This window comes from Pseudomonas sp. GD04091, assembly GCF_029836165.1.
GTDB lineage: Bacteria > Pseudomonadota > Gammaproteobacteria > Pseudomonadales > Pseudomonadaceae > Aquipseudomonas.
This window is the reverse complement of record NZ_JAOEBG010000008.1, coordinates 1-25,490: the sequence shown is the minus strand read 5'-3', so window position 1 is coordinate 25,490 and position 25,490 is coordinate 1. Positions and strand designations below refer to the sequence as shown.

Genomic DNA, 25,490 nt, shown 5'->3' with positions numbered 1-25,490 from the left:
CGCCTCAGAGATCGAAGTCGCCCGCCGCCTCCGGCTGGTACTCGACCGCCAGCAGCTCGAGCTTGAGGGTCTTGCCGCCGGGCGCCGGCCAGTCGATCTGGTCGCCCACCGACAGGCCAAGCAGCGCACAGCCGATCGGCGCGAGGATCGAGACATTGCCTTCCGGCCCGGCATCCTTGGGGTACACCAGGGTCAGGTGGTAGTCCTTGCCACTGGCGCTCTCGCGGCAATGCACGCGGGAGTTCATGGTCACCACGCCAGCCGGTACTTCCTCATGACCGACCACCTGCTCGGCGCGGTCCAGCTCGTCCTGCAAGGCGAGCACACCCGGGGTGCTTTCGTCGAGGCTGTCGATCAGCCGCTCGAGACGCTGTACGTCCAATCGGGTGAGGATGAGGGTAGGCTTGGTGCTCATGATCCAGTCAGACTCCTTTGAACAGGCGATTTTCTACAGGCAGATAAAGCAAAACCCCGCCCAAGGGCGGGGTTTGCGCAATGCTGTGGCGTCATCGACGCGAAACCTGACACTACCACAGCGGGGCAAATACTCAAGCCCACACCGTCGATGTGGCTATGCCGACATGCGCGCTTTCAGGGCCAGGGCCTCGCGACAGATCTGCCGCCGCCGCTGGTCATCGGCCGAGCGCCACTCGCGAATATGCTCGACATGGCGATGGCAGCCGGTGCAGACCTTGCGCTCATCCAGCCGACATACGCTGATACAAGGTGACGGCACCGCCGGGCTCACATTGCTGTAGAGCGGCTTGGGTGGGCGAGGCTGGTCGCTCATCTCAGATCTCGTCGAAGTCCAGCTTCTCGCCGGCCCGCTCCCAGACGATGCGCTCGAGCATCTCGCCCAGCAGCTCTTCGCTTTTCTCGCACACCCACTTGCCGCTCTCTTCGTCGTAGTCGAAGTGGAAACCACCGGAGCGGTCGGCCAGCCACAGCTGACGCAGCGGCTCCTGGCGGCTGAAGATCAGCTGGCTGCCGTTGTCGAACTTGACGGTCAGCACACCGGCGGAGTTCTCCATGTCCAGATCCAGGCCGCTTTCGTCGAACAGGTCTTCCAGGGCCTGTTGGGTCGCGTCGACCAGATCGTGGAAACGCGCTTCACTCAAACTCATTGCAGGGACCTCGAAAAATGACTGCGTTACAGGCAAGGCGGGCAAGATACGGGCGCTGACCGCCGAATGCAAAGACTAGCGGATGCCGACGCGCGCCCTGTCGCGGGCAAACCCGCAGCCATCCAGGCCGACACGGGCAGCACAAGGATAGCCCGCCCGGCGGGCCGGCCCTTGCATAGGCAATCAGGTAGCCGCTGGGTATACTCGGCCGCAATACTGCATATTTCCAAGGATTTCACCCATGAAACGCCTGATTTCCTCCCTCGCGGCGCTGGTCGCGGTTGCCTGCCTCGTTTCCGCCTGTGGCCAGAAAGGCCCCCTGTACCTGCCGGAAGACGGCAAGGACGGCAAAGGCCCGCGCAAGTCGCACCAGCACCAGCCGGCCAAGCCCGTCCAGCAGCAACAGGAGCTTGAGCAGCAAGCGCAGCCCGAGCCGTCGCCCGAGCAGTAAGGAAATCCAATGGATGCTTTCAACTACCGCGGCGGCGAGCTGTTCGCGGAGGGTGTTGCCCTGTCGGCCATCGCCGAACGCTTCGGTACCCCGACATACGTGTACTCGCGCGCCCATATCGAGGCCCAGTACCGTAGCTACACCGATGCCCTGCAAGGGGTCGAGCACCTGGTGTGCTTCGCGGTCAAGGCCAACTCCAACCTCGGCGTGCTGAACCTGCTGGCCCGCCTGGGCGCCGGCTTCGACATCGTTTCCGGTGGCGAGCTGGAGCGTGTGCTGGCCGCCGGTGGCCGCGCCGATCGCGTGGTGTTCTCGGGCGTGGGCAAGACCCGTGAAGACATGCGCCGCGCCCTGGAGGTCGGCGTGCATTGCTTCAACGTCGAATCCACCGACGAACTCGAGCGCCTGCAGGTCGTGGCCGCCGAGATGGGCAAGGTCGCGCCGGTCTCGCTGCGCGTGAACCCGGACGTCGATGCCGGCACCCACCCTTACATTTCCACCGGCCTCAAAGAAAACAAGTTCGGCATCGCCATCGCCGACGCCGAAGCCATCTACGTGCGCGCCGCGCAGTTGCCGAACCTGGACGTGGTGGGTGTCGACTGCCACATCGGCTCGCAGCTGACCACCGTCGAGCCCTTCCTCGATGCCCTCGACCGCCTGCTGGTGCTGGTCGATCGCCTGGCCGAGTGCGGCATCCACCTGCGCCACCTGGACCTGGGCGGCGGCGTCGGTGTGCGCTATCGCGACGAGCAGCCGCCCGTACTGGCCGACTACATCAAGGCCATCCGCGAACGCGTCGGCAGCCGCGACCTGGCCCTGGTGTTCGAGCCGGGCCGCTACATCGTCGCCAACGGCGGCGTGCTGCTGACCCGCGTGGAATACCTCAAGCACACGGAACACAAGGACTTCGCCATCATCGACGCGGCGATGAACGACCTGATCCGCCCAGCCCTGTACCAGGCCTGGATGGGGGTCAGCGCGGTCAAGCCACGCGCGGGCGAAGGCCGCGCCTACGACCTGGTCGGCCCGATCTGCGAGACCGGCGACTTCCTGGGCAAGGACCGCGTGCTGAACCTGGCCGAGGGCGACCTGCTGGCCGTGCAGTCCGCGGGAGCCTATGGTTTCGTCATGAGTTCGAACTACAACACCCGTGGCCGCTGCGCCGAAGTGCTGGTCGATGGCGACCAGGCCTTCGAAGTGCGTCGCCGCGAGACCGTCGCCGAATTGTTCGCCGGCGAAAGCCTGCTGCCGGAGTGAGCCCATGCTGCTGCGTTTCACCAAGATGCACGGACTGGGCAATGACTTCATGGTCCTCGACCTGGTCAGCCAGCACGCGCACATCCAGCCCAAGCACGCCAAGCAATGGGGCGACCGCAACACCGGTATCGGCTTCGACCAGTTGCTGATCGTCGAGGCACCGAACAATCCCGAAGTGGACTTCCGCTACCGGATCTTCAATGCCGACGGCTCCGAGGTCGAGCAGTGCGGCAATGGCGCGCGCTGCTTCGCCCGCTTCGTGCTCGACAAGCGCCTGACCGCGAAGAAGCGCATCCGCGTCGAGACCAAGGGCGGCATCATCGAGCTCGACGTGCGCAACGACGGTCAGATCTGCGTCGACATGGGCCCGCCACGCTTCGCCCCGGCCGAGATTCCGTTCATCGCCGACGAGCAGGCACTCAGCTATGCGCTCGAAGTCGATGGCCAGGTGCACCCGATCGCCGCGGTGTCCATGGGCAACCCGCATTCGGTGCTGCGCGTCGATGACGTGCGCACCGCGCCGGTCCATGAGCTGGGCCCGAAGATCGAACACCACCCACGCTTCCCGCAGCGGGTGAATGCCGGTTTCATCCAGGTCGTCGACCGCCACCACGCCAACCTGCGCGTGTGGGAGCGCGGCGCGGGCGAGACCCAGGCCTGCGGCACCGGCGCCTGCGCCGCCGCCGTGGCGGCGATCAGCCAGGGCTGGATGGATTCGCCGGTGACCATCGACCTCCCGGGCGGACGCCTGAGCATCGAATGGGCCGGCCCCGGCAAACCGGTGCTGATGACCGGCCCTGCCGTACGCGTTTTCGAAGGACAAGTTCGTCTCTAAGCGAGTATCCGCCATGACCGATCAGCCTAACGTTGTACCCGAGCTCGACGTCGAAACCGTGATCGCCTACCTGCGCGCCCACCCGACCTTCTTCGCCGAGCACGACGAGCTGCTGATCGAGCAGCGCATCCCCCACCAGCGCGGCGACAGCGTGTCGCTGGTGGAGCGCCAGCTCCAGCTGTTGCGCGACCGCAACATCGAGATGCGCCATCGCCTGTCGCAACTCATGGACGTGGCCCGCGACAACGACCGGCTGTTCGACAAGACCCGCCGGCTGATCCTCGACCTGCTCGACGCCAGCACCCTGGAAGAATTGGTGATGGCCGTCGAGGACAGCCTGCGCCAGGAGTTCCAGGTGCCCTTCGTCAGCCTGATCCTGTTCGGCGAGAACGCGGCGCCCGTCGGCCGCTGGGTATCGGGCACCGAGGCGCAGCAAGCCATCGGCGGCCTGATCAGTGGCGGCAAGACCATCAGCGGCAACCTGCGCGAGCATGAGCTGGCCTTCCTGTTCGGCGATGCGCAGCACAAGGAGGTCGGCTCCAGCGCCGTGGCCGCGCTCGAATACCAGGGCCTGCACGGTGTGCTGGCGATCGGCAGCCGTGACCCGCAGCACTACAAGAGCAGCGTCGGCACTTTGTTCCTCAGCTACATTGCCGAAGTGCTCGGCCGCGTGGTGCCACGCTTCACCCAGACACTGCGCTCGGTACGCTGATGGAAACCCAGCTGGAGGCTTATTGCGCCCACCTGCGCAACGAGCGCCAGGTGTCGGAGCACACCCTGCTGGCCTACCGCCGTGACCTCGAGAAGGTCATCGAATTCTGCAATACCCAGGGTATCCCCGGCTGGCACGCGCTGCAGGTCCAGCAGCTGCGCCAGCTGGTCGCTCGCCAGCACCATCACGGCCAGTCCTCGCGCAGCCTGGCGCGTCTGCTTTCGGCGGTGCGTGGCCTGTACCGCTATCTCAATCGCGAAGGCGTGTGCCAGCACGATCCGGCCAACGGCCTGGCGCCCCCCAAGGGCGAACGGCGCCTGCCCAAGGCGCTGGATACCGACCGCGCCCTGCAGCTGCTCGACGGCAGTGTGGATGACGATTTCATCGCCCGTCGCGATCAGGCCATCCTGGAGCTGTTCTACTCCTCTGGCTTGCGTCTTTCGGAGTTGACCGGCCTCGACCTCGAGCATCTCGATCTCGCCGCCGGGCTGGTGCAGGTGCTCGGCAAGGGCGGCAAGAGCCGCGTCCTGCCGGTCGGACGCAAGGCCCGCGAAGCCCTGCAGGCGTGGTTGCGGCTGCGTGGCATCGCCGGGCCACGGGACGGCGCGGTATTCATCTCGCGACAGGGTAATCGCCTCGGCCCCCGGGCCATCCAGATGCGGGTCAAGGCCGCTGGCGAACGCGAGCTGGGCCAGCACCTGCACCCGCACATGCTTCGCCATTCCTTCGCCAGCCACCTGCTGGAATCGTCCCAGGACCTGCGCGCGGTGCAGGAAATGCTCGGCCACGCCGACATCAGCACCACGCAGATCTACACCCACCTGGACTTCCAGCACCTGGCCGCCGTGTACGACAGCGCCCACCCCCGGGCCAAACGCAGTAAGGGCACAGACTCATGAGCATCAAGCTGATCACCTTCGACCTTGACGACACCCTGTGGGACACCGCGCCGGTCATCGCCAGCGCCGAAGTCGTCCTGCGCGACTGGCTCGAAGCCAACGCGCCGATTCTCGGCGGGGTGCCGGTCGAGCACCTGTTCGCCATCCGCGAGCGCCTGGTCCAGGCCGAGCCGGGCCTCAAGCACCGCATCAGCGCCCTGCGTCGACGGGTGCTGTTCCACGCCCTGGAGGAGGTCGGCTACAGCGAAAAGCATGCCCAGGAGCTGGCCAACGAGGGTTTCGAGGTGTTCCTGCATGCGCGGCACCAGGTCGAGGTGTTCCCCGAAGTGCTGCCGGTACTGGAAATCCTGCGTCACCACTACACCCTCGGCGTGGTCACCAACGGCAATGCCGACGTGCGTCGCCTGGGGCTGGCGGACTACTTCCGCTTCGCCCTGTGCGCCGAGGACCTGGGCATCGGCAAGCCGGACCCGGCACCCTTCGTCGAAGCGCTGAAGCGAGGCGAAGTGGACGCGGGGGCGGCGGTGCATGTGGGCGACCACCCGGGCGACGACATCGCCGGCGCCCAGCGCGCCGGGTTGCGGGCAGTGTGGTTCAACCCGCAGCACAAGCCCTGGAGCGGCGAGCAGGCGCCGGATGCCGAGATCCAGCGGCTGTCGCAACTGCCCGACGTGCTGTCGCGCTGGCGCTGACCTTGTGGGAGCGGCCTTGCGGGGGGAAAGGGCTGCATAGCGGTCCCAGAGATTGATGCAGCGCCGCTGATGCCCTGGGGCCTTTCGCGACACAAGGCCGCTCCCACAGGGCAGCACAAAACCGAAAGGCACAAAAAAGCCCGCAGCGACGGCGGGCTCTTTTGCATTCAACCACTCAGATAGGGCGGCTGCCGTACTTGTTGTCCGGCTTCTTGGGCGGATCGGCGACCACGTTGGCCTCCACTTCCTGCACCTTGCCACCGCGGGCGAGGAATTCCTCCATGGCCCTGGCCAGGGCGTCGCGCTCCTTCTGCTTGGCTTCCATGCTCGGCATCTCGTCTACCGAGACAGCCGCCTTGGACTTGCCCTTGGCCGCCGGAGCCGGGCTGCTGTCGTCGTCGCCGGAGTCTTCCGCGCCGTCGTCAGACGCTGCCTCGAGGCCTTCATCGGCCTCGTCTTCGTCGCCTACTTCGAGGTCATCATTTTCCAGATCGTCGTCGCTCATGTTCTACCTCATGACTTGCGAAAAGCAGGTTAGTTATAGACCGGTGCAGCCGTAGACCGGCAGCCACCAGTGAAAATTCAACTGGCCGTGGGTTGGCCACTGCCCTGGGTGTCCGCCTCCTGATGGGAGGCCTGGCACCCTGCAGGTCCTGCTCCTGGCAAGACCTGACGAAATCGTTTTTGACCCTTGCTGGCCACAGGCTATTGGCAAGCCTAGCAAAGGCTGCGCAAGTGTGCGGCGTCCTCGCCTTGCACCCTTCGGCGCGCATTCTAGCGCGCTCGGAGAAAAAGCAAAGCACCAGAAACGCCCAATGACTTGTAAGTTTTCGACCCAGGTCGCGAACAGGACAGGGAAACCGTTTGCTCTGCGCAAAACGGCAAATTACAGGCAAAAAAATGCCCGGCGAACCGGGCAAGTTTTCCAGCAGGGCGGTTACAGGTTGTAGCCGCGCTCGTTGTGCTGAGCCAGGTCGAGGCCGACCGACTCTTCTTCTTCGCTGACCCGCAGGCCCATCACCAGGTCCAGTACCTTGAGGATCACGTAGGTGACGATGGCGGTGTAGACCACGGTGAAGATCACGCCCTTGGCCTGGATCCAGAACTGCGCGGCGATGTCGGTGACCGCGCCGAAGCCACCCAGGGCCGGCGCGGCGAACACGCCGGTAAGCAGCGCGCCGACGATGCCGCCGATGCCGTGCACACCGAAGGCGTCGAGGGAGTCGTCATAACCGAGCTTGCGCTTGAGGCTGGTGGCGCAGAAGTAGCAGATCACACCCGAGGCCAGGCCGATCACCAGGGCTCCCATCGGGCCCACGGTGCCGGCGGCCGGGGTGATGGCGACCAGGCCGGCGACCACGCCCGAGGCGATGCCCAGCGCGCTTGGCTTGCCGTGGAAGATCCACTCGGCGAACATCCAGCCCAGGGCGGCGGCGGCGGTGGCGATCTGGGTCACCAGCATGGCCATGCCGGCGGTGCCGTTGGCCGCGGCGGCGGAGCCGGCGTTGAAGCCGAACCAACCGATCCACAGCATGGCCGCGCCCATCAAGGTGTAGCCCAGATTGTGCGGGGCCATTGGCGTGGTCGGATAACCCTTGCGCTTGCCCAGCACCAGGCAGCAGACCAGACCGGCGATACCGGCGTTGATGTGCACCACGGTGCCACCGGCGAAGTCCAGCACGCCCCAGTCCCACATCAGCGCGCCGTCACCGCTCCAGACCATGTGTGCGATCGGCGCGTAGACCAGGGTGAACCAGACGCCCATGAAGATCAGCATCGCCGAGAACTTCATGCGCTCGGCGAAAGCGCCGACGATCAGCGCCGGGGTGATGATGGCGAAGGTCATCTGGAAGGTGATGAACACCGCCTCGGGGAACAACGCGGTGGCCGAGGTCAGGCCCGACGGCGTGACACCGCTGAGGAAGGCCTTGGAGAAGCCACCGATGAAGGAACTGAAGTTGAGCACGCCCTTTTCCATGCCCGTGGTGTCGAAAGCCAGGCTGTAGCCGTAGATGACCCACAGGATGCTGATCAGGCCGGTGATGGCGAAGCACTGCATCATCACCGAAAGCACGTTCTTCGAGCGCACCATGCCGCCGTAGAACAGGGCCAGGCCCGGAATGGTCATGAACAGGACCAGCGCCGTCGAGGTGAGCATCCAGGCGGTGTCGCCGGAGTTCAGCACGGGGGCGGCAGTTTCCTCGGCCAGGGCCAGCCCTGGCATTACGAGGGACAATAGGGCTCCTAGCCCTGCGATCTTGCGCAGAGTCATGTTGTTTTCTCCTGGGGCGTTGGGTTTGGTGAGGCTTTTTGTAGCGCTTAGATCGCGTCGGTATCGGTTTCGCCGGTACGGATGCGGATCGCCTGCTCCAGATTGACCACGAAGATCTTGCCGTCGCCGATCTTGCCGGTGTTGGCCGCCTTGGTGATGGCTTCGATCACCCGATCGAGGTCCTTGTCGTCGATGGCGACATCGATCTTGACCTTGGGCAGGAAATCGACCACGTATTCAGCGCCGCGGTACAGCTCGGTGTGACCCTTCTGCCGACCGAAGCCTTTGACCTCGGTCACGGTGATGCCCTGCACGCCGATTTCCGACAGCGACTCGCGCACGTCGTCCAGCTTGAACGGCTTGATGATGGCAGTGACTAGCTTCATGAAACTCTCTCCCGATTTGGTGGACTTGCCCCAGGAAAACAAACCCGTCTCAAGTCTAAGCGCAGCGCCTGGCTTTGTAACGCGTCGTCGGCTCCATCCTCCCCGCCGACGCACGATCCGGCTGTGACGAAGAACCTTTCGGCTCCGCCTGCGCACTGCCTGGTCACAAGGGACTGCATCAGTGCATGGCTCGCAATGGACATAGCAGAAACCTTGCCAGTTAGCGCAAAGCACAGGAAAACAACCAGTTGCGTGAACCTGGCAGGCTTGGCCAATCGCCAGCAGTGAAAAAGCGCACAAAATCGGTGCGCGAACTTTGGCCGCCCTGCGCGAAAACCGTGCAGGGCAAGCGCGCAGAGGCCGCGTGCTACACTGCAGCCCTTTCAGTGATCAGCGGATATCCACACATGCTCGCGCCAAAAGCCTTTCTCGATGCCCTGAGCGATCAGGCCTCGCGCCTGTTCAGCGGTGACACCGCTGCCCCCCGCGCCGAACTGGAAAGCCAGTTCAAGGTGCTGATGCAGGGCGCCTTCAGCAAGCTCGACCTGGTCAGCCGCGAGGAGTTCGACAGCCAGATGGTCGTGCTGGCCCGCACCCGCGCCCGCCTCGAAGCGCTGGAGAAACAGTTCGCCGAACTGGAAGCACGGATCGCCCCGCCTGCGCAGGAGTGAGCCATGCAGCCCTCCAGCCAATATCCGGTGCTGCTGTTCTCCTACGGCACCCTGCAGGACAAGGCCGTGCAACTGGCCAACTTCGGCCGTGAACTGAGCGGCCAGGCCGACCGTATGCCGGGCTATCGCCAGGATTGGGTGGAGATCACCGACCCCGAGGTGCTGGCCACCAGCGGCAAGGCCCAGCACCCCATCGTTTCCCCCAGCGAGCAGGCCGACGACAGCGTTGCCGGCATGGTCTTCCAGATCAGCGAGCAGGAGCTGGCCGCCGCCGATCGCTACGAAGTTGCGGATTACAAGCGGATTGCCGTCAGCCTCGCCTCGGGGCTGACCGCCTGGGTTTATGTACGCGCCTGAACCCTTCGGGCGTGATGATTCATACACGGAGCGTTTCCCCATGAAAGTCAGTGCACGCAATGTCTTCGAAGGTAGTGTCAGCGATATCAAGCCAGGCGCGGTCAACGCGGAAGTCGAACTGACCCTGGGCGGCGGCGAGAAACTGGTCGCGGTGGTGACCATGGCCAGCCTGCACAACCTCAACATCAATGTCGGCAAGCAGGCCGTCGCGCTGGTCAAGGCGCCGTGGGTGGTGCTGATGACCGACGCCGCTGGCTACAGGCTGTCCGCGCGCAACAGCCTGGAAGGCGAAGTGGTACGCGTTGGCGACGGCGCGGTGAACGCCGAGGTGGTACTGAAGCTGTCCGGCGGTACCGAGGTGTATGCCATCGTCACCCGCGAAGCGGTGCAGGAGCTCGGTCTCAAGCCGGGCGTGAAAGCCACCGCGCTGATCAAGGCTTCGCACATCATCCTCGGCGCCAAGGCCTAGCACGCACCCTGTGGGAGCGGCTTTAGCCGCTCCCACAGGCCCTGCTGAAACAACAAGTCATGTGCAGTCCCATGAGAGCGGGCTTGCCCCGCGATGGCACTTGAGCAGTGCGCAGGATTAATTCACCCTGCACCAGATGAAACTTATTTAAGTTACACCTCCCCGGTTGACTTCCCCGCTATGCTTTGCATAAAGTTCACCCGCCCCGAAAAGCGGGCCTTTATTTCAACTCACGAAGAATTCAATGGACACAGTATCTAGTCGCTGTCTGGCAGCTGTTGGCCGCCAGGCACTTGAACCGGAACTCCGGGCCCGCCCCCAAGGTCGGGCAAGCCGCGCCAGAGCCTGATGCTCCGCCGACGCTTGCCGCCCCGGGTGCCCGCCCGGTCGGAGGCAAGCTCATGAACCTCATCATCGTTACCCCCCGCCGCCCGCACGCCAACGCATGCGCGGGCTCGCGCCGTCCTCGTCGCCCCTGCGCAGCCCGCGTCGCCTGGCTGTACCCTCCTGCGCCCCTTGAACCACCCAGTCGATAACGCGCTCGCGATGCCGAGCGCGATGCCGCGCGAAAACTGAATGTACGCCGTATTCGACATCGAACTTGCAATATTGAAAGTTCGACGGACTTGTATTGCCCGTTATTTATCAGAGGATTTAAAAGCCATGGACTCCGCCAGTAGAAAGTTCGCTGCCGATCTTATTTCCGGCATTCGCCAGCGAACACGCAAACGTCGGAAAAACCACGTTTTTCACTGTTCGAACAGTTGCGACACGAGACACTTTCACTCACCTCCCCAACCGTGAGTCGACTGTGTGTCGTGCCGCCTCCCGCGGCAGGAGCACAGCCAAATGACCGTAAAAGACCGCAACACTCACAGCAAGACCAGCGAAGACGCCCGCCTCTCGATGCGCGCCGCCCGCGAAGCACGCAACGGCCTCGCCGTCACCTTCGCCAACCTCGATGCCAGCGAACTGGGCCTGACCGAGCACGAAGCCGCCAAGCGCCTGCAGCGCGACGGCGCCAACCAAGTCGCCCACGACAAGCCGCAACCGGCCCTGCTGCAACTGCTCAAGGCCCTGCACAACCCCTTTATCTACGTGCTGCTCACCCTCGCCGGCATCAGCTTCGTCACCGACTACTGGCTGCCGGTCCGCGCTGGCGAAATGGAGGATGCCGACCTCACCAAGGTCATCATCATCATGACCATGGTCAGCGTCAGCGGCCTGCTGCGTTTCTGGCAGGAGTACCGCTCGGGCAAGGCGGCCGACGCCCTCAAGGCCATGGTCCGCACCACCGCCACCGTGCTGCGCCGCGAACGCCACGACCAGCCGCCCCGCCTGCGCGAAGTGCCGATGAACGAACTGGTGGCCGGCGATATCGTGCAGCTGGCCGCCGGCGACATGATCCCCGCCGATATCCGCCTGATCGAGTCCCGCGACCTGTTCATCAGCCAGGCCGTGCTGACCGGTGAGGCGCTGCCGGTGGAGAAGTACGACACCCTTGGCCACGTCGCGCAGAAGTCCGCCGCCGACAGCGCCAGCGGCGAAAGCGGCCTGCTCGACCTGCCCAACATCGGCTTCATGGGCACCAACGTGGTCAGCGGCCGTGCCCGCGCGGTGGTGGTGGCCACCGGCAAGCGGACCTACTTCGGTTCGCTGGCCAAGGCCATCGTCGGCTCGCGCAGCCAGACCGCCTTCGACCGCGGCGTGAACAGCGTCAGCCGCCTGCTGATCCGCTTCATGCTGGTGATGGTGCCGGTGGTGTTCATGCTCAACGGCGTGGTCAAGGGCGACTGGAGCGACGCCTTCCTGTTCGCCCTCGCCGTGGCCGTGGGCCTGACCCCGGAAATGCTGCCGATGATCGTCAGCGCCAACCTGGCCAAGGGCGCCGTGGCCATGGCCCGGCGCAAGGTGGTGGTCAAGCGCCTGAACGCCATCCAGAACTTCGGCTCGATGGACGTGCTGTGCACCGACAAGACCGGCACCCTGACCCAGGACCGCATCATCCTCGAGCACCACGTCGATCCCAGCGGCCACAAGGACGCGCGTCTGTTGGAGCTGGCCTGGTTGAACAGCCACCACCAGAGCGGCGTGAAAAACCTGATGGACCAAGCCGTGCTGCGCTTCGCCGGTGAAGACCGTGGCTTCCAGCCGCCCTATGCCTACGCCAAGGTCGACGAACTGCCCTTCGACTTCATCCGCCGGCGCCTGTCGGTGATCGTCAAGGATGCCCTGGGCGATCACCTGCTGGTGAGCAAGGGCGCCGTCGAGGAAATGCTGGCCATCGCCACCCACGTGGAGGAGCACGGCCAGCGGGTCGCCCTGGACGCCGCTCGGCGCCAGCAGTTGATGGCCACCGCCAGCGCCTACAACCAGGACGGCTTTCGCGTGCTGCTGGTCGGCACCCGCGATATTCCGGCCGCCGATGGCAAGGCCCAGTACCGCACCGATGACGAGCGCGAGCTGGTGATCCGGGGCTTCCTGACCTTCCTCGACCCGCCCAAGGAAACCGCAGGTCCAGCCATCGCAGCGCTGCGCGAGATGGGGGTGAAGGTGAAGGTGCTGACCGGCGACAACCCGGTGGTGACCTGCAAGGTCTGCCGCGAGGTCGGCCTGGAGCCGGGCCAGCCACTGCTCGGGCAGGACATCGAGCGCCTGGACGATGCCCAGCTCAAGGCGCTGGTCGAAGAACGCACGGTGTTCGCCAAGCTCACGCCGCTGCAGAAGTCGCGGGTGCTCAAGGCATTGCAGGCCAACGGCCACACCGTGGGCTTCCTTGGCGACGGCATCAACGACGCCCCGGCCCTGCGCGATGCCGACGTGGGCATCTCGGTGGACAGCGGCACCGACATCGCCAAGGAATCGGCCGACATCATCCTCCTGGAAAAGAGCCTGATGGTGCTCGAAGAAGGTGTGCTCAAGGGCCGCGAGACCTTCGGCAACATCATGAAGTACCTGTGCATGACCGCCAGCTCCAACTTCGGCAACGTGTTCTCGGTACTGGTGGCCAGCGCCTTCATCCCGTTCATGCCGATGCTGGCGATCCACTTGCTGCTGCAGAACCTGATGTACGACTTCTCCCAGCTGTCGCTGCCCTGGGACCGCATGGACAAGGAGTTCCTGCGCGAGCCGCGCAAGTGGGATGCCCGCAACATCGGCCGTTTCATGCTGTGGATCGGTCCCACGTCGTCGATCTTCGACATCACCACCTTCGCCCTGATGTGGTACGTGTTCGCCGCCAACAGCGTGGAAATGCAGGCGCTGTTCCAGTCCGGCTGGTTCATCGAGGGGTTGCTGTCGCAGACCCTGGTGGTGCACATGCTGCGCACTCGCAAGGTACCGTTCTTCCAGAGCACCGCGGCGTTGCCGGTGATCCTGGCCACGGGCCTGGTGATGTGCCTGGGGATCTACATCCCGTTCTCGCCGCTGGGCGCGATGGTCGGGCTGGTGCCGCTGCCGCTGGCATACTTCCCTTGGCTGGTCGCCACCCTGCTGGGCTACTGCCTGGTGGCCCAAGGCATGAAGACGCTGTACATCCGCCGCTTCGGCCAGTGGTTCTGAGGGGGTGGGCATGCGCGTACTGATCTGCGCGGGGCGCAACTACGCCGACAGCCAGCGCTGCCGCCAGGCGCTGGACGCCCTGCAGCGCCAGCAACCGATCCGGGTACTGATCCATGGCGGCAGCCAGCACCTGGGCGGCGAGATCGAAGGCTGGGCCCGCGAGCAGGGGGCCGACATCGTGCGCTACCCGCCCAACTGGCAGTTGCACGGCAAGCTGGCCGAGCGCTTGCGCAACGTCTTCATGCTGCGCGACAGCCGGCCCGACCTGGTGCTGGCGCTGCCGGGCGGTGACGACACCGAGGAGCTGCTGGCGCGGGCACGGGGTTCGGGAATTCCTGTGATCTGCGGCAGGCAGCCCCGGAGCACTGACCTGACGATCGGCACGTTTTCGCTAAAGGGCCAGGACGGCACGCTCTTACCAAAGGACTGACTAGCGCTTGAGGGCACGACCACAAACCCCGTAGGATTGAGAGCGATTCCCATCCGCATCTCGCTCATTCCTTCGCAGGAGAGGCTCGTCGTGCCTTCACCCTCACTTCCGCCGCCCCACCCGGCCATGGATGCGTTGTACCAGGACCATCACGCCTGGTTGCTGGGCTGGCTGCGCCGACGCCTGCAGCACGCCGACAACGCCGCCGACCTGGCCCATGACACCTTCGTGCAACTGCTCGGTCGACCGGAGCTGCTGCCCTCGCTGCGCCAGCCACGGGCCTGGCTCAGCAGCGTGGCCAAAGGGCTGATGATCGACCGGCAACGTCGACACAAGCTGGAAACCGCTTATCTCCAGGCCCTGGCCAGCCTGCCGGAGCCGGAGGCGCCTTCGGCGGAGCGCCAGCTGATCCTGCTGGAGACGCTGATGCAGATCGACGCCATGCTCGATGGCCTGCCGCCGAAGGTGCGCATGGCCTTCCTGCTGTCGCGCCTGGAAGGCATGAACTACCAGGACATCGCCCACCACCTGGCGATCAGCCTGAGCAGCGTGGAGAAGTACATGGCCAAGGCCATCCGCCACTGCTACCTGGCGAGACTGGAGCCATGAACGACGACGTGCTCGACCAGGCCATCGGCTGGCTGGTCCGGCTCGAATCGGCGCAGTACGCGCCGCCGCTGTGTGCCGCCTGCCTGGCCTGGCGCCAGAGCGACCCACGCCACGAGACCACCTGGCAGGCCCTGCAGGAGGCCCAGGCCTGCTTCAGCCAGGCCCGTGAGCTGCCGGGCGGCATAGCCATGCGCACCTTGACCGGCCCTGCCCGGGGCGAGCGTCGACACGCACTCAAACTGCTCACCCTGGGCCTGCTTGGCCTGGGCCTGAGCGGCACCGCGCTGCAGCATTCGCCCTGGCGCGTCAGCCTGGCCGACTACAGCACCCGCCACGGCGAACGCCGACGCCTCGACCTGGCCGACGGCAGCGAGCTGCAGCTCAACAGCCGCAGCGCGGTCAACCTGCGCTTCAGCGCGACCCAGCGCCTGATCGAGTTGCTGGAAGGCCAGATCTATGTGCGCATGCATGGCGACCATGGACTACGCCCCTTGTGCGTGACCAGTGCCGAAACCAGCCTGCTGGCCATGGACGCGGCGTTCGACGTCTGCCAGGCCCACGGCAGCACCCGCCTGAGTGTCGACCGGGGCCAGGTCGTGATCCAGCAGGCCGGGCGCAAGCAGCAGTTGGCCAACGCCGGCGAGCAATACCGCATCGACCGTGCCGGCGCACCGCCCCTGGCCAATCCGCAGGCCCAGGGCTCGGCCTGGACTCGCGGTCTGCTGATCGCCAACGGCATGCCGCTGGCCGAGCTGGCCGATACCCTGGCGCGTCAGCGCGAGGGCTGGGTCGGCTGCGACCCGGCGGTGGCCGGCCTGCGCATCTTTGGCGTGTTCCAGCTCGACGACACCGACAACGCCCTGCGCACCCTGACCCATACCTGGCCGGTGCGCCTGCAGTGGCGCACCTCGCTGTGGGTGCGCATTCTCCCCGCGTAAAGAAAATCGATTCTCGTTTACGGGTTTTCCGGCCTCCTTCGACAAACAGGAAAAACACCTGCCAATTCCCAGGAGCTTCCGATGGACCTGCTGTCCCGCTACCGCCCCACCTTGCTTGCCCAGGCCCTGCTGCTGGGCACCGGCGTTGGCCTGGCCCACCCCGTGCTGGCCGAACAGCCGCTACGCCGCTACGACCTGCCCGCCGCGCCGCTGGCCGATGCGCTCAACCGCTTCGCCGAACAGGCCGGTATCAGCCTGACTTACGACCCTCAACAGGTGCAGGGCAAGCAGGCCAGGACGGTGAAAGGCCAGTTGCCCACCGACATGGCGCTGTACCTGATGCTCGAAGGCACCGGGCTCAAGGCCGTGCAAGCCGCCGATGGCAACTGGGCACTGCAACCTGCCGCCAGCGGTGCAGACGCACTGGAGCTCGGCAGCACACTGATCCAGGGGCAAGGAATGGGCCAGGCCACCGAGGGCTCGCGCTCGTACACTACAGGCCTGGTCAGCGTGGGCTCGAAGACCCCAGTGAGCCTGAAGGACACGCCGCAATCGGTGTCGGTGGTGAGCCGTCAGCTGATCGAGGACCGACGCATGGTCAGCCTCGACGACGCCATGAAATACACCCCCGGCGTCACCCTGCGCAACGTCAACTTCAACACCCAGGAGTTCATCTCCCGTGGCTTCGCGATCGACAATCTGCAGATCGACGGCACCGCGCCGATGGACATCGGCAATGGCCTGGGCACCTTCTACAGTCAGCGCAAGTACGACCTGGCCGCCTACGACCACGTCGAAGTGCTGCGCGGTGCCAGCGGCCTGCTCGGCGGCACCGGCAACCCCGGCGGCATCGTCAACCTGGTACGCAAGCGCCCGCTCGACCACTACCAGCTCAAGCTCGAAGCCTCGGCCGGCTCCTGGGACAACTACCGTGGCGAAGTGGACGTGACCGGCCCGCTGGCCTTCGACGGCAAGCTACGCGCACGCATGGTGGCCGCCTACCAGGACCGCCAGTACTTCTTCGACAATCGCGGCACGCAACGGCCGTTCTTCTACGGCGTGTTCGAGGCCGATGTCAGCGATGATACCCTGCTCACCTTTGGCGGCAGCTACGACAAAGTGCAAGAGAATGGGGTGGGCGACGGCCTGCCGCGCTACAGCACCGGCGGCGACGTGAAACTGCCGCGGCACACCTGGTACACCACCAACAGCGCCTGGAGCGACAGCGATACCCGCGAGCTGTTCGCCAAGCTCGACCACCACTTCTCCGAGAACTGGAAACTCAACACGTCCTACACCTACTCGTACAACGAGGGCTCCACCGAAGGCGTGATCCCCTATGGCTCGGTGGACGAAAACAGCAACAGCGGCCCCTACTGGTGGGGCAGCTATGTCTCCAGCTGGAGCAAGCAGTCGGTGTTCGACGTCAACCTCTCCGGCACCTTCGACGCCTTCGACCGCGAACACGAACTGCTGGTGGGTGGCGACTACCAGGAGGTCACCAGCCGCTGGCGCGCCGCCCAGGGCAAGGTCGGCCTGGGCGGCATGATCGACCTGTGGGACCCACAGTCCACGCCACTGCCGACCGAGGCCACCAACCACGCCTTCTACCGCGACTACTACCCGAACAAGCGCAAGCAGTACGGCCTCTACTCCACCCTGCGTCTGCAGCTGACCGACCCGCTCAAACTGGTGATCGGCGCCCGCGCCCAGCGCTACACGTTCGAGCAGGCCTATGCCACGCGCAACCGCGACGGTTCGGGCGACTGGACACGCCAGGATCAGGTCTCGCACCGCGAGCCGACCACCCTGGTACCGTTCGGCGGCCTGATCTATGCCCTCGACGACCAGTGGTCGACCTATGTCAGCTATGCCGAGATCTACAAGCCACAGGCGCAGAAACTCAAGGGGCCGGAAAAGTCCGGCAGCTCCCTCGACCCGATGACCGGCAAGACCTACGAAGCCGGGATCAAGGGCGAGCTGTTCGACGGCGCGTTGAACGTCAGCGCGGCGCTGTTCTACACCAAGCGTGAGCACCAGGCGATCAAGGATCCCGCCTACCCTGACACGCCTTTCAGCTATAGCGCGTCCTGCTGCTTCCTCGGTCAGGGCAAGGTGATCAGCAAGGGCATCGACCTGGAGGCCACCGGGGAAATCATGCCGGGCTGGGACCTGATCGCCGGCTACACCCTCAACCTGATGGACGACCAGAGCGAGGAAACGCTGTACAGCACCGTCACGCCCAAACACCTGCTCAAGCTCTGGTCGGTCTATACCCTGCCGGGCGACTGGTCGGCGTGGCGCGTCGGCGCCGGGGTCACCGCCCAGAGCGCCAGCTACGTGGAAGGCAAGGCCTACCGCTTCGACGCCAACTGGAACGCCGTGGGCGAAACCCCGTTCGATTTCAGCCAGAGCGGCTACGCGGTCTACGACGCGATGGTCGAGTACAAGGTCGACGACCACTGGACCGTGGCCCTGAACGGCAACAACCTGTTCGACCGCAAGTACTACGCCAGCGTCGGCACGTCCGAGTACGGCAACTACTACGGCGAGCCACGCAACTTCATGCTGACCTTGCGCGGCGTATTCGACTGAGACGAAGCGGGGCGCTGCTGCGCCCCTTCTTGGGATGCGTTGGTCCTGGCGCTACGTCTCGAACACCGTCTCCAGAAAATGCGCCTGCATCTGCGGCATGCTCTGGCCCAGCAGCTCGATCACCTCGGCGATGCGTGCACGATTGAACGCCGCCGAGGTGTACTCGTGCCCCAGGATCACCACCACCACCCGCTCCACCTCGGCCGTAATGCGGTGTTCATGGGAGTCGGCATCGAGGCTGCCCAGCACTGCCAGGGGCTGCCCTTCCACCGCATAGAGCAGATCGCCTGCCGGCACCTCGCAAGCCTTGCGGGCGAACATCGGATGGATCCGCATGGGCTCCGGGGCACGGAACACCTCGATGTCCCGGTCCTCATCGAAGCGGTGCGCCCCGATGCTGATGCCATGACGAATGGCCACCGCGTTGTAGGCATCGACAAGCGTATTGATCGACTTGACCCCACGCGCGACGAAGTTCTTCAGCAGTCGCTCGTTGGCGCTCATCGTCCCGGGGTAGCCCAGGCTCGCCAGCTGGCTGGCAAACCCGGTGAACACCGGGTCGTCGTGCAGGGTGCCCATCCGTTCGGCAATGGCGTTGAGGTTTTCCTGCAGCACCGGGAGATAGGTGGGCTCCTGTGCCACGCGGACATTCGAGATGACCGCCGCGCAGGGGTTGCAGACACCCACCGCCGTGGCGCATGGGCGAACACGTAGTCTGGCATCGCTCACTGGACGGTTTCCTGTTCGTTCCACAGCAAGGTACGCAGGCGTTCGGCGCCTTCCGCCACCCCATCGGCCCGGGCGTGGCTGAGCCAGAACAAGCCAGGACAGGTGGCGAAATCGATCGTCAGCGCAGTGGCTTGCCCAGGCTCGACGAAATACTTGTGGCCTTCGTAGCCGGCGACCGTCTTGGCTTCGGCAAGGGCCGTGGCCCCGGGCAGCGAAAAGGGACGCCGGGTATCGGCATAGAAGAAGCCGACCTGCCCATGCTTCACCAGGCTGACCTTGTCCGTCTGCGCAGAGCCGTCCTTCTGCAAGTAGCTCTGCACCGCCAGGTCAACCAGGGCCGGGCGATAGGTGCTGGCGAACAGCGAAGGCGCGACGCCCCCATGCAGGCGCGCTCCGGCCTCGACCATGACCGGCCCTTCTTCAGCCCAGATGATCTCCATGTGGATGGGCCCGATCTCGATGTCCAGCGCCGAGGCCGCCTTGCGCGCATAGTCGATCAAGGGCTGCAGCTCGGGCAGCGCGGGGTCGAGGATATCCAGGCTCTCATAGACGAACTGCCCGCCATTGCGCGCGATCTTCTTGTACTTGCAGACCGAGGCAATCACGTATCTGGAACCGAACGCCACCATGTCCAGGACATACTCCGGGCCTGCGACGAAAGGCTGGATGATGAAGCCCTGGTTGACCTCGCCCAGGTCATTGATCTGGTCCCACCCGGCCACCAGCAGCGCCTGTTGCACGCCAGCACGCCCCTGGGCGAACACCACGCCATCGGTGGCGGCCGAGTTGATCGGCTTGACCACATAGGCGCGCTGTTCGTCCAGGCCCTGCAGACACTCGTTGATCGCGTCGAACGAAGTGACCAGGCGTGACTCGATATGCGCCAGGCCTTGGTCTTTCAGGGCCTTCTGCATGACGAACTTCTGCCGGCGCAGCGCGCTGGTGGCCTCGTGGTTGCCAGGCACGTCGAGCTGCGCGGCGATGTGGTCCGCCAGGTAGACCGCGGTCTCGCAGCCGGCGACCACCGCGCTGACAGGACGATCCCTGAACGCCGATAGCAGCGCTTCATCCCAGTAATGGGTCTCTTCGAAGTCATCGCTCTGCAGGTCGTTGATGAAATGCGCCGGCAGCTCCCGGGAAGAAATCACGGCGATGCATTTGAAGCCTTGCGCCTTGAACGCTGGCGCATACAGGCGACCGGTCGACAGCGGGTCCACCAGGATGACGATTTTTTCCATGACTGTTTACTCCGTGGCCACAGAAGGGGAACGAGAAGAAGACAGCTGCCAGCCCAGCGCGGCCAAGCCCAGGAGCAGTGCGGCACAGATCATCAGTGGACGGGCCGCTTCCAGGCCGAACACGCTGGCCGAGGCCAGAAGCGTGAGCAGCATGGGCGCGGAACCGTTGAGCATCAGGTAGACGAATGCGCTCTGCGAGGCGAAGTTGTCTGCCGTGGCATTGTCCGCGGCGGCCTCGATCAAGTGTTTGCGCAAGGCGATACGCAGGTAGTTGATGGAGAAACCGAGGCAGAAAGTCGCGACACCGATCAAGACCGTGCTCTGCGCGAACACGATCAGCGCGTCGGCCAGAATGATGAACACCAGGCACAGCAGATGAGGCAGGCGGACCCTGGTCAGCACGGCAGCGCTGAAGGCACCGAGCCCGGCAAGCCCACTGGCGATGCCGAACTGCGCGGCACTCCAGTCGTTGAGCTGCTGGAACACGATCGGCACCAGGCTATTGAAGGCGCCGATGTGAAAACCGATCATGCCCAATGCCACGATGAGCATGACGATCTTGCCCGGTATCGCCTGGCGCGGAGTGCGTGCCTGCGCCGCCTGGCCATCGCCGGCTTGCGGCTGATGGCGCTCGTCGAGCACGAAAGCCAGCACCAGCGAACCGATGGCCGCCAGGGATATCCCCTGCAGCACGGTCGACAGGCTGAAGGCATCGACCACCACGCCGCCCAGCAGCGCCCCGCCGAACGCACCGATCTGGATGGACGTCTGCATCAGCCGCGACGACGCGTCGCTGCTCAGCTTTCCGGCCAGGACCAGCTTGGTGTTGCTCGCCTCCAGGGTGCTGATGGTGAAGTAGTCGGTCATGCCGACCAGGAAGGCGATGAGCAGAAAGCCCACAGGCACCTGGATGAACGTGGTCAGGCTCAGCAGCCCCACCGTCGCGAAGATGAGCAGGCGTGTCAGCACCAGCCGCCGCATGCTCAAGGTCACACGCCCGAACCGGGCCATGACGCGCTCGACGATATAGGGCACCAGGGTCGCCACGCACAGCGTGGTCCCCAGCAGCACCGCCGACCCGGTGACCTTCAGCCCGTACCAGATCATGGCGATGACCATGGCCATGTCGAGGGCCGTGAACAGCGTGACCGTCGCGTAGAAGGTCGTGAGGGATGTCTTGGTCTTCATTGGCCAGCTCCTTGGTGAATCACAGCACGTGCCAGGTTTCGACCGGCGAGGCCTGAGGCACGACGAACGACAGCTGGTTGCCGACCCGCACGCTTACCAGTGCCTTGCGTTCCAGCCTGCAGGTCTTGTAGGGGATGTCGTGCCAAGGGCAGACAATGTCCTGGCCATCGCCAGAGGCCTTGCCCAGGTGCAATGGCCCACCACGATGCGGGCAGGTCGCCGGCAGAAACTGCGCGCCTTTGGGCCCGCTGTTACGGAAATACAGGGTCTCGCCCACCTTCACCCGGTTGATCGCCGCGTCTGGGCTGTGGAAAACCTTCATGCCTGCTCTCCCAAGGCCGTCACCGAATAGTCGCAGCTGTCACTGAGCACCAAGGTGCCGTGCAGCATGCCCTTGGGAATCACGATACCTTCGCCCCCATTGAGCACGATCTTCTGTTCAGGGCCGGCGACGAACTCCAGTTGCCCTTCCTCGACCCAGAACAGTTCGTCGACAGGGTGGGCGTGGGTGACGGACAGCTCGCCACGCAGCTCCTTGAAGAACATGTCGGGAGTTCGCAGAGGGCGCAACGCAGCGGCCTGGGCCTGGCATTCGGCCAGGCGGTCATGCCAGTGAATGTGGCTGTACATCTCCGCGTCCGCCTTGTCCTGCAGCAGCCGGAACTCTTCGAAACCACGCAGCAGGTCCGGAATGATGGCGTCGCCGTATTGCTTCACCAGCGGCATGATCAACTTGTGCAGCGCCATGCGGCCGTGGTGCACATCGATATGATTGTGCTCGTCGAAATAAAGCGTCGGTACCGCGCCGGCAAATACCTCTTTGATCGCGCGCGACTGATGACGGGTGGTGAACGCCAGCGTCGCCTCGGTGAAATACATCGCGCCGATATACCTGAACAGCGAGCCATGGTTGGCGGAGACATAATGGAAATAGTTGATCAGCGCGAGGGAAGACGCGGTATAGAACTGCCAATAATGATGAATATGATGTGACAACCCGGCCTGCTTCAACATCTCTTCGAATATGGAACTGTGTTTCTTTTCGTTGACGCCATAGCCATATTCATCGATCAATATCTTGAACAATTCGCTGGTGTGGCTGCCGAAGTTGCCAAGTACATTGCGCGCCATGGCCGACGCCTCACTCAGGAAATCACCCGCGCATTGCACCAGGAAGTATTTAGCCGCCTGCTGCGGGTTCTGACTGGTGGTCAGTTCACGGTGCAGGCTGGATTCGCCTTTGGCAATCTCGTCGAGCACTTGCTGGGTATGGGTCAGGAACGAGTCCAGGCACCAGGGGCCGCTGATGTCGACTTCCTTCTCCAGCCAATCGAAGACGAAATGCTCCAATGCCGGGCGAATCAGCTTGCCGCAGGCCGCCAGCTCCGGATCGTAGAAGCTCTTGAACTCCTGCAGGTCGAGTTTGTTCGGCGCCTGTGGCAGGAATACCAGGTCCTGCTCATAGATGTTCAACAGCAAGCGCTGCGCCAACAGGTAATCATTACTCGCCAGGTCATGGACCGACAATGAGTCGGTCAACAGCGACTCGCTGATATCCTGCGGGCGACTGGGGCGAAAGAACGGTGAATGGCTGTAAAAACTGGCGGCAGAAGAAAAGTGTGAAGAACCGCCATAAAAATGCAGTGCTTGCAACAGGTGATTACTGACACTTTCATGTTGCTGATTTTTGATCGTCCCTATCATTACCCAACCCGTCCATTGAGAACAAACAACCAAGAGTTGGGCGATTCTAACAATGCGCTCTAACAGCGAGTAAGTGCAAAAACGCAGGTGTCGGTAGTGATTTTCACTATCCGCTAGTCATTCTGCTTGCTTATTGCCAGACCTTCAAAACGGGGTTCACGACAATCTCGGCGACGGCGTCCAGTGCATTGATACGCTCCTTCAGCAGCATCAGTTCCTCGAAGCGTACATAGGTCACCTCGAGGATCATGTCGAGCTCACCGAAGATCGAATACCCCCGCACCACCCCCGGCATCACCTTGAGCAAGGGAAAGACCTCGTGGCACTTCTTGTCCCTGAACGTCAGCAGGAGGAACGCCGTCTGGTTGCCGGAGCGCACCTCCTGCGCCAGCTCGATCGTGAAGTTGAGGATCTTGCCGTTCTCCAGCAGCCGGTTGATACGCGATTCGACAGCAGTCCGGGACTTGTGCACCCGTCGAGCGATCTCGGCCAGGCTGGTGCGGGCATTCTGCTTCAGGATCTGAAGGATCTGCTCATCCGTTTTGTCGATCATCGTTTCTCCACCCGGGCTTTTTATTGGTGTGCGTGTCGGTGCTGCCTGCGCTGGAATCACCAGACGGTGACACGACAGTTTCGAGGCATGATGCTCGGCGGCCCCTCTGACATCAAGCTGGCCCGCTCCCTGCCCGGGCAGGGTGAAAAACCCCGACGCATTCTTTCCAGCGTTGCGCCGCCGGACACCACTAAGCTTTGCCGGGCCGCAGGACGCGGCCTTTCTCGGCAAACACGGAGCGCCCATGTCCCTCGCCCTCGTTCACAGCCGCGCCCAGGTCGGCGTACAGGCACCTGCGGTCAGCGTCGAAACCCACCTGGCCAACGGCCTGCCCACCCTCACCCTGGTCGGCCTGCCGGAGGCCACGGTCAAGGAGAGCAAGGACCGGGTACGCAGCGCCATCGTCAACTCTGGCCTGGACTACCCGGCCCGGCGCATCACCCAGAGCCTCGCCCCCGCCGACCTGCCCAAGGACGGTGGCCGCTACGACCTGGCCATCGCCCTGGGCATCCTCGCCGCCAATGGCCAGGTGCCCGTGGCCACCCTCGAAGACCTCGAATGCCTGGGCGAGCTGGCCTTGTCCGGGGCGCTGCGGCCAGTGCAGGGCGTGCTGCCCGCCGCGCTGGCGGCTCGGGACGCAGGCAGGGCGCTGGTGGTGCCCAGGGAAAACGCCGAAGAGGCCAGCCTGGCCAGCGGCCTGGTGGTGTACGCGGTAGGCCATCTCCAGGAACTGGTGGCTCACCTGAACGGGCAGCCGGCGCTGCCTCCCTATGCGGCCAAGGGCCTGCTGCTGGAGCAACGGCCTTATCCGGACCTCAGCGAAGTTCAGGGCCAGATCGCCGCCAAGCGCGCCTTGCTGGTAGCCGCGGCCGGCGCGCACAACCTGTTGTTCTCCGGCCCGCCTGGCACCGGCAAGACCTTGCTCGCCAGCCGTCTGCCGGGCTTGCTGCCGCCATTGGACGAGCGCGAGGCGCTGGAGGTCGCGGCGATCCGCTCGGTCAGTGGCCACGCGCCGCTCGACAGCTGGCCGCAACGACCGTTCCGCCATCCGCACCACTCGGCCTCCGGCCCGGCACTGGTGGGCGGTGGCAGCCGGCCGCAGCCCGGCGAGATCACCCTGGCGCACCATGGCGTGCTGTTTCTCGACGAACTGCCCGAGTTCGAACGGCGCGTGCTGGAGGTGCTGCGCGAGCCACTGGAGTCCGGCGAGATCGTGGTGGCCCGGGCCAAGGACCGGGTGCGTTTTCCGGCGCGCTTTCAGCTGGTGGCGGCCATGAACCCCTGCCCCTGCGGCTACCTGGGCGATCCTACCGGCCGCTGCCGGTGCGGCAGCGAGCAGATCCAGCGCTACCGCAACAAGCTGTCCGGCCCGCTGCTCGACCGCATCGACCTGCACCTGACGGTAGCTCGGGAAAGCACCCTGCTGAGCCACCAGCCCAGTGGCGAAACCAGCGCCAGCGTTGGCCAGAGGGTGGCCGCGGCACGGGCGCTGCAGCAACGCCGGCAGGGCTGCGCCAATGCGTTTCTCGACCTCAAGGGGTTGCGCCGGCACTGTCTGCTGGAGCCGGTTGACCAGGCTTGGCTGGAACAGGCCTGCGAGCGGCTGACGTTGTCGTTGCGGGCGGCGCACCGACTGCTGAAGGTAGCCCGCACGCTGGCGGACCTGGAGGGCGCGCAATCCATCGCCAGGGCACACCTGGCGGAGGCGCTGCAGTACCGACCCAGCACTTGACGTTGCCCCACCCGCCCTCATGGAACAAGCCGTGACTTATTGATTTATCTAGCCCTGTGGGAGCGGCCTTGCGTCGCGAAAGGGCTGC

27 protein-coding genes are annotated in these 25,490 nt (G+C 64.6%); 15 read left to right on the top strand and 12 right to left on the bottom strand.

The features are described from left to right. Positions 1–4: 4 nt before the first annotated feature. The 3 genes from rnk to cyaY form a co-directional block, all read right to left on the bottom strand. A complete protein-coding gene (rnk, locus tag N7422_RS12225; RefSeq protein WP_279806777.1) occupies positions 5–415 on the bottom strand; it encodes a nucleoside diphosphate kinase regulator in 411 nt (136 codons plus the stop codon). A 156-nt stretch (positions 416–571) separates the two neighbouring features. Continuing rightward, the gene (locus tag N7422_RS12220; RefSeq protein ID WP_279806776.1) at positions 572–790 is read right to left on the bottom strand and encodes a DUF1289 domain-containing protein; all 219 of its coding nucleotides are present in this window, start codon (positions 788–790) and stop codon (positions 572–574) included. Between the two features lies 1 nt (position 791). Beyond that, complete coding sequence (cyaY, locus tag N7422_RS12215; RefSeq protein WP_054902389.1) at positions 792–1,124, bottom strand: iron donor protein CyaY; 333 nt, start codon at positions 1,122–1,124, stop codon at positions 792–794. Positions 1,125–1,365: 241 nt separating this feature from the next. Here cyaY and N7422_RS12210 point away from each other — a divergent pair, with 241 nt between their 5' ends. From N7422_RS12210 to N7422_RS12185, 6 genes are read left to right on the top strand one after another with little or no spacing between them, the layout of a single operon-like run. Then, complete coding sequence (locus tag N7422_RS12210; protein ID WP_279806775.1) at positions 1,366–1,575, top strand: lipoprotein; 210 nt, start codon at positions 1,366–1,368, stop codon at positions 1,573–1,575. A 9-nt stretch (positions 1,576–1,584) separates the two neighbouring features. Further along, the gene (gene lysA / locus N7422_RS12205) at positions 1,585–2,832 is read left to right on the top strand and encodes a diaminopimelate decarboxylase (protein WP_279806774.1); all 1,248 of its coding nucleotides are present in this window, start codon (positions 1,585–1,587) and stop codon (positions 2,830–2,832) included. A gap of 4 nt (positions 2,833–2,836) precedes the next feature. Continuing rightward, on the top strand, positions 2,837–3,667 hold the full coding sequence (gene dapF, locus N7422_RS12200) for a diaminopimelate epimerase (RefSeq protein ID WP_279806773.1): 831 nt from the start codon (positions 2,837–2,839) through the stop codon (positions 3,665–3,667). Positions 3,668–3,680: 13 nt separating this feature from the next. Next, positions 3,681–4,379 (top strand): DUF484 family protein, encoded by a 699-nt coding sequence (locus N7422_RS12195; RefSeq protein WP_279806772.1) that lies wholly within the window; start codon positions 3,681–3,683, stop codon positions 4,377–4,379. Next, the gene (gene xerC / locus N7422_RS12190) at positions 4,379–5,278 is read left to right on the top strand and encodes a tyrosine recombinase XerC (protein ID WP_279806771.1); all 900 of its coding nucleotides are present in this window, start codon (positions 4,379–4,381) and stop codon (positions 5,276–5,278) included. The genes N7422_RS12195 and xerC overlap by 1 nt, the downstream gene beginning before the upstream one ends. Then, a complete protein-coding gene (locus tag N7422_RS12185) occupies positions 5,275–5,970 on the top strand; it encodes an HAD family hydrolase (protein ID WP_279806770.1) in 696 nt (231 codons plus the stop codon). Before xerC ends, N7422_RS12185 begins: the two co-directional genes overlap by 4 nt. Before the next feature lie 175 nt (positions 5,971–6,145). Here the strand turns inward: N7422_RS12185 and sutA are convergent, their stop codons facing one another. The 3 genes from sutA to glnK all read right to left on the bottom strand — a co-directional run bounded on the left by sutA (position 6,146) and on the right by glnK (position 8,628). Then, positions 6,146–6,475 carry a transcriptional regulator SutA gene (gene sutA, locus N7422_RS12180; protein WP_279806769.1) on the bottom strand — a complete coding sequence of 110 codons (330 nt, stop codon included), beginning with the start codon at positions 6,473–6,475 and terminating at the stop codon, positions 6,146–6,148. A 432-nt stretch (positions 6,476–6,907) separates the two neighbouring features. Continuing rightward, positions 6,908–8,242: an ammonium transporter gene (locus N7422_RS12175; protein WP_279806768.1), complete on the bottom strand. Its 1,335-nt coding sequence runs from the start codon at positions 8,240–8,242 to the stop codon at positions 6,908–6,910. 47 nt (positions 8,243–8,289) lie between these two features. Further along, positions 8,290–8,628, bottom strand: coding sequence for a P-II family nitrogen regulator (gene glnK, locus N7422_RS12170; RefSeq protein WP_002555808.1), 339 nt, complete (start codon positions 8,626–8,628; stop codon positions 8,290–8,292). Positions 8,629–9,035: 407 nt separating this feature from the next. Here glnK and N7422_RS12165 point away from each other — a divergent pair, with 407 nt between their 5' ends. From N7422_RS12165 to N7422_RS12130, 8 genes are all read left to right on the top strand, one after another. Further along, entirely contained in the window at positions 9,036–9,299 is a 264-nt protein-coding gene (locus tag N7422_RS12165) for an accessory factor UbiK family protein (RefSeq protein ID WP_279806767.1), read from the top strand. Positions 9,300–9,302: 3 nt separating this feature from the next. Continuing rightward, on the top strand, positions 9,303–9,656 hold the full coding sequence (locus N7422_RS12160) for a gamma-glutamylcyclotransferase (RefSeq protein ID WP_279806766.1): 354 nt from the start codon (positions 9,303–9,305) through the stop codon (positions 9,654–9,656). A 40-nt stretch (positions 9,657–9,696) separates the two neighbouring features. Next, a complete protein-coding gene (locus N7422_RS12155) occupies positions 9,697–10,125 on the top strand; it encodes a TOBE domain-containing protein (protein ID WP_279806765.1) in 429 nt (142 codons plus the stop codon). A gap of 849 nt (positions 10,126–10,974) precedes the next feature. Further along, entirely contained in the window at positions 10,975–13,686 is a 2,712-nt protein-coding gene (gene mgtA, locus N7422_RS12150) for a magnesium-translocating P-type ATPase (RefSeq protein ID WP_279806764.1), read from the top strand. Between the two features lie 10 nt (positions 13,687–13,696). Continuing rightward, on the top strand, positions 13,697–14,116 hold the full coding sequence (locus N7422_RS12145; protein ID WP_279806763.1) for a DUF2493 domain-containing protein: 420 nt from the start codon (positions 13,697–13,699) through the stop codon (positions 14,114–14,116). 126 nt (positions 14,117–14,242) lie between these two features. Continuing rightward, positions 14,243–14,725, top strand: coding sequence for a sigma-70 family RNA polymerase sigma factor (locus tag N7422_RS12140; RefSeq protein ID WP_279806938.1), 483 nt, complete (start codon positions 14,243–14,245; stop codon positions 14,723–14,725). Continuing rightward, the gene (locus N7422_RS12135) at positions 14,722–15,663 is read left to right on the top strand and encodes a FecR domain-containing protein (protein WP_279806762.1); all 942 of its coding nucleotides are present in this window, start codon (positions 14,722–14,724) and stop codon (positions 15,661–15,663) included. Before N7422_RS12140 ends, N7422_RS12135 begins: the two co-directional genes overlap by 4 nt. 81 nt (positions 15,664–15,744) lie before the next feature. Next, positions 15,745–18,258, top strand: a complete 2,514-nt coding sequence (locus N7422_RS12130; protein ID WP_279806761.1) for a TonB-dependent siderophore receptor — start codon at positions 15,745–15,747, stop codon at positions 18,256–18,258. 51 nt (positions 18,259–18,309) lie between these two features. Here N7422_RS12130 and N7422_RS12125 read toward each other — a convergent pair whose 3' ends face one another. The 6 genes from N7422_RS12125 to N7422_RS12100 all read right to left on the bottom strand — a co-directional run bounded on the left by N7422_RS12125 (position 18,310) and on the right by N7422_RS12100 (position 23,670). Then, a complete protein-coding gene (locus N7422_RS12125) occupies positions 18,310–18,987 on the bottom strand; it encodes a phenylalanine--tRNA ligase beta subunit-related protein (protein ID WP_279806760.1) in 678 nt (225 codons plus the stop codon). Further along, the gene (locus N7422_RS12120; RefSeq protein ID WP_279806759.1) at positions 18,984–20,225 is read right to left on the bottom strand and encodes an ATP-grasp domain-containing protein; all 1,242 of its coding nucleotides are present in this window, start codon (positions 20,223–20,225) and stop codon (positions 18,984–18,986) included. The genes N7422_RS12125 and N7422_RS12120 overlap by 4 nt, the downstream gene beginning before the upstream one ends. Positions 20,226–20,231: 6 nt before the next feature. Then, positions 20,232–21,413 carry a hypothetical protein gene (locus N7422_RS12115; protein ID WP_279806758.1) on the bottom strand — a complete coding sequence of 394 codons (1,182 nt, stop codon included), beginning with the start codon at positions 21,411–21,413 and terminating at the stop codon, positions 20,232–20,234. A 19-nt stretch (positions 21,414–21,432) separates the two neighbouring features. Continuing rightward, on the bottom strand, positions 21,433–21,735 hold the full coding sequence (locus tag N7422_RS12110) for a Rieske 2Fe-2S domain-containing protein (protein WP_279806757.1): 303 nt from the start codon (positions 21,733–21,735) through the stop codon (positions 21,433–21,435). Next, a complete protein-coding gene (locus tag N7422_RS12105) occupies positions 21,732–23,117 on the bottom strand; it encodes an iron-containing redox enzyme family protein (RefSeq protein WP_279806756.1) in 1,386 nt (461 codons plus the stop codon). The genes N7422_RS12110 and N7422_RS12105 overlap by 4 nt, the downstream gene beginning before the upstream one ends. A 130-nt stretch (positions 23,118–23,247) precedes the next feature. After that, complete coding sequence (locus N7422_RS12100) at positions 23,248–23,670, bottom strand: AsnC family transcriptional regulator (RefSeq protein ID WP_279806755.1); 423 nt, start codon at positions 23,668–23,670, stop codon at positions 23,248–23,250. A gap of 244 nt (positions 23,671–23,914) precedes the next feature. On the opposite strand from N7422_RS12100, the gene N7422_RS12095 reads away from it, so the two are divergent. Continuing rightward, positions 23,915–25,402 (top strand): YifB family Mg chelatase-like AAA ATPase, encoded by a 1,488-nt coding sequence (locus tag N7422_RS12095; RefSeq protein ID WP_279806754.1) that lies wholly within the window; start codon positions 23,915–23,917, stop codon positions 25,400–25,402. Positions 25,403–25,490: the final 88 nt, after the last annotated feature.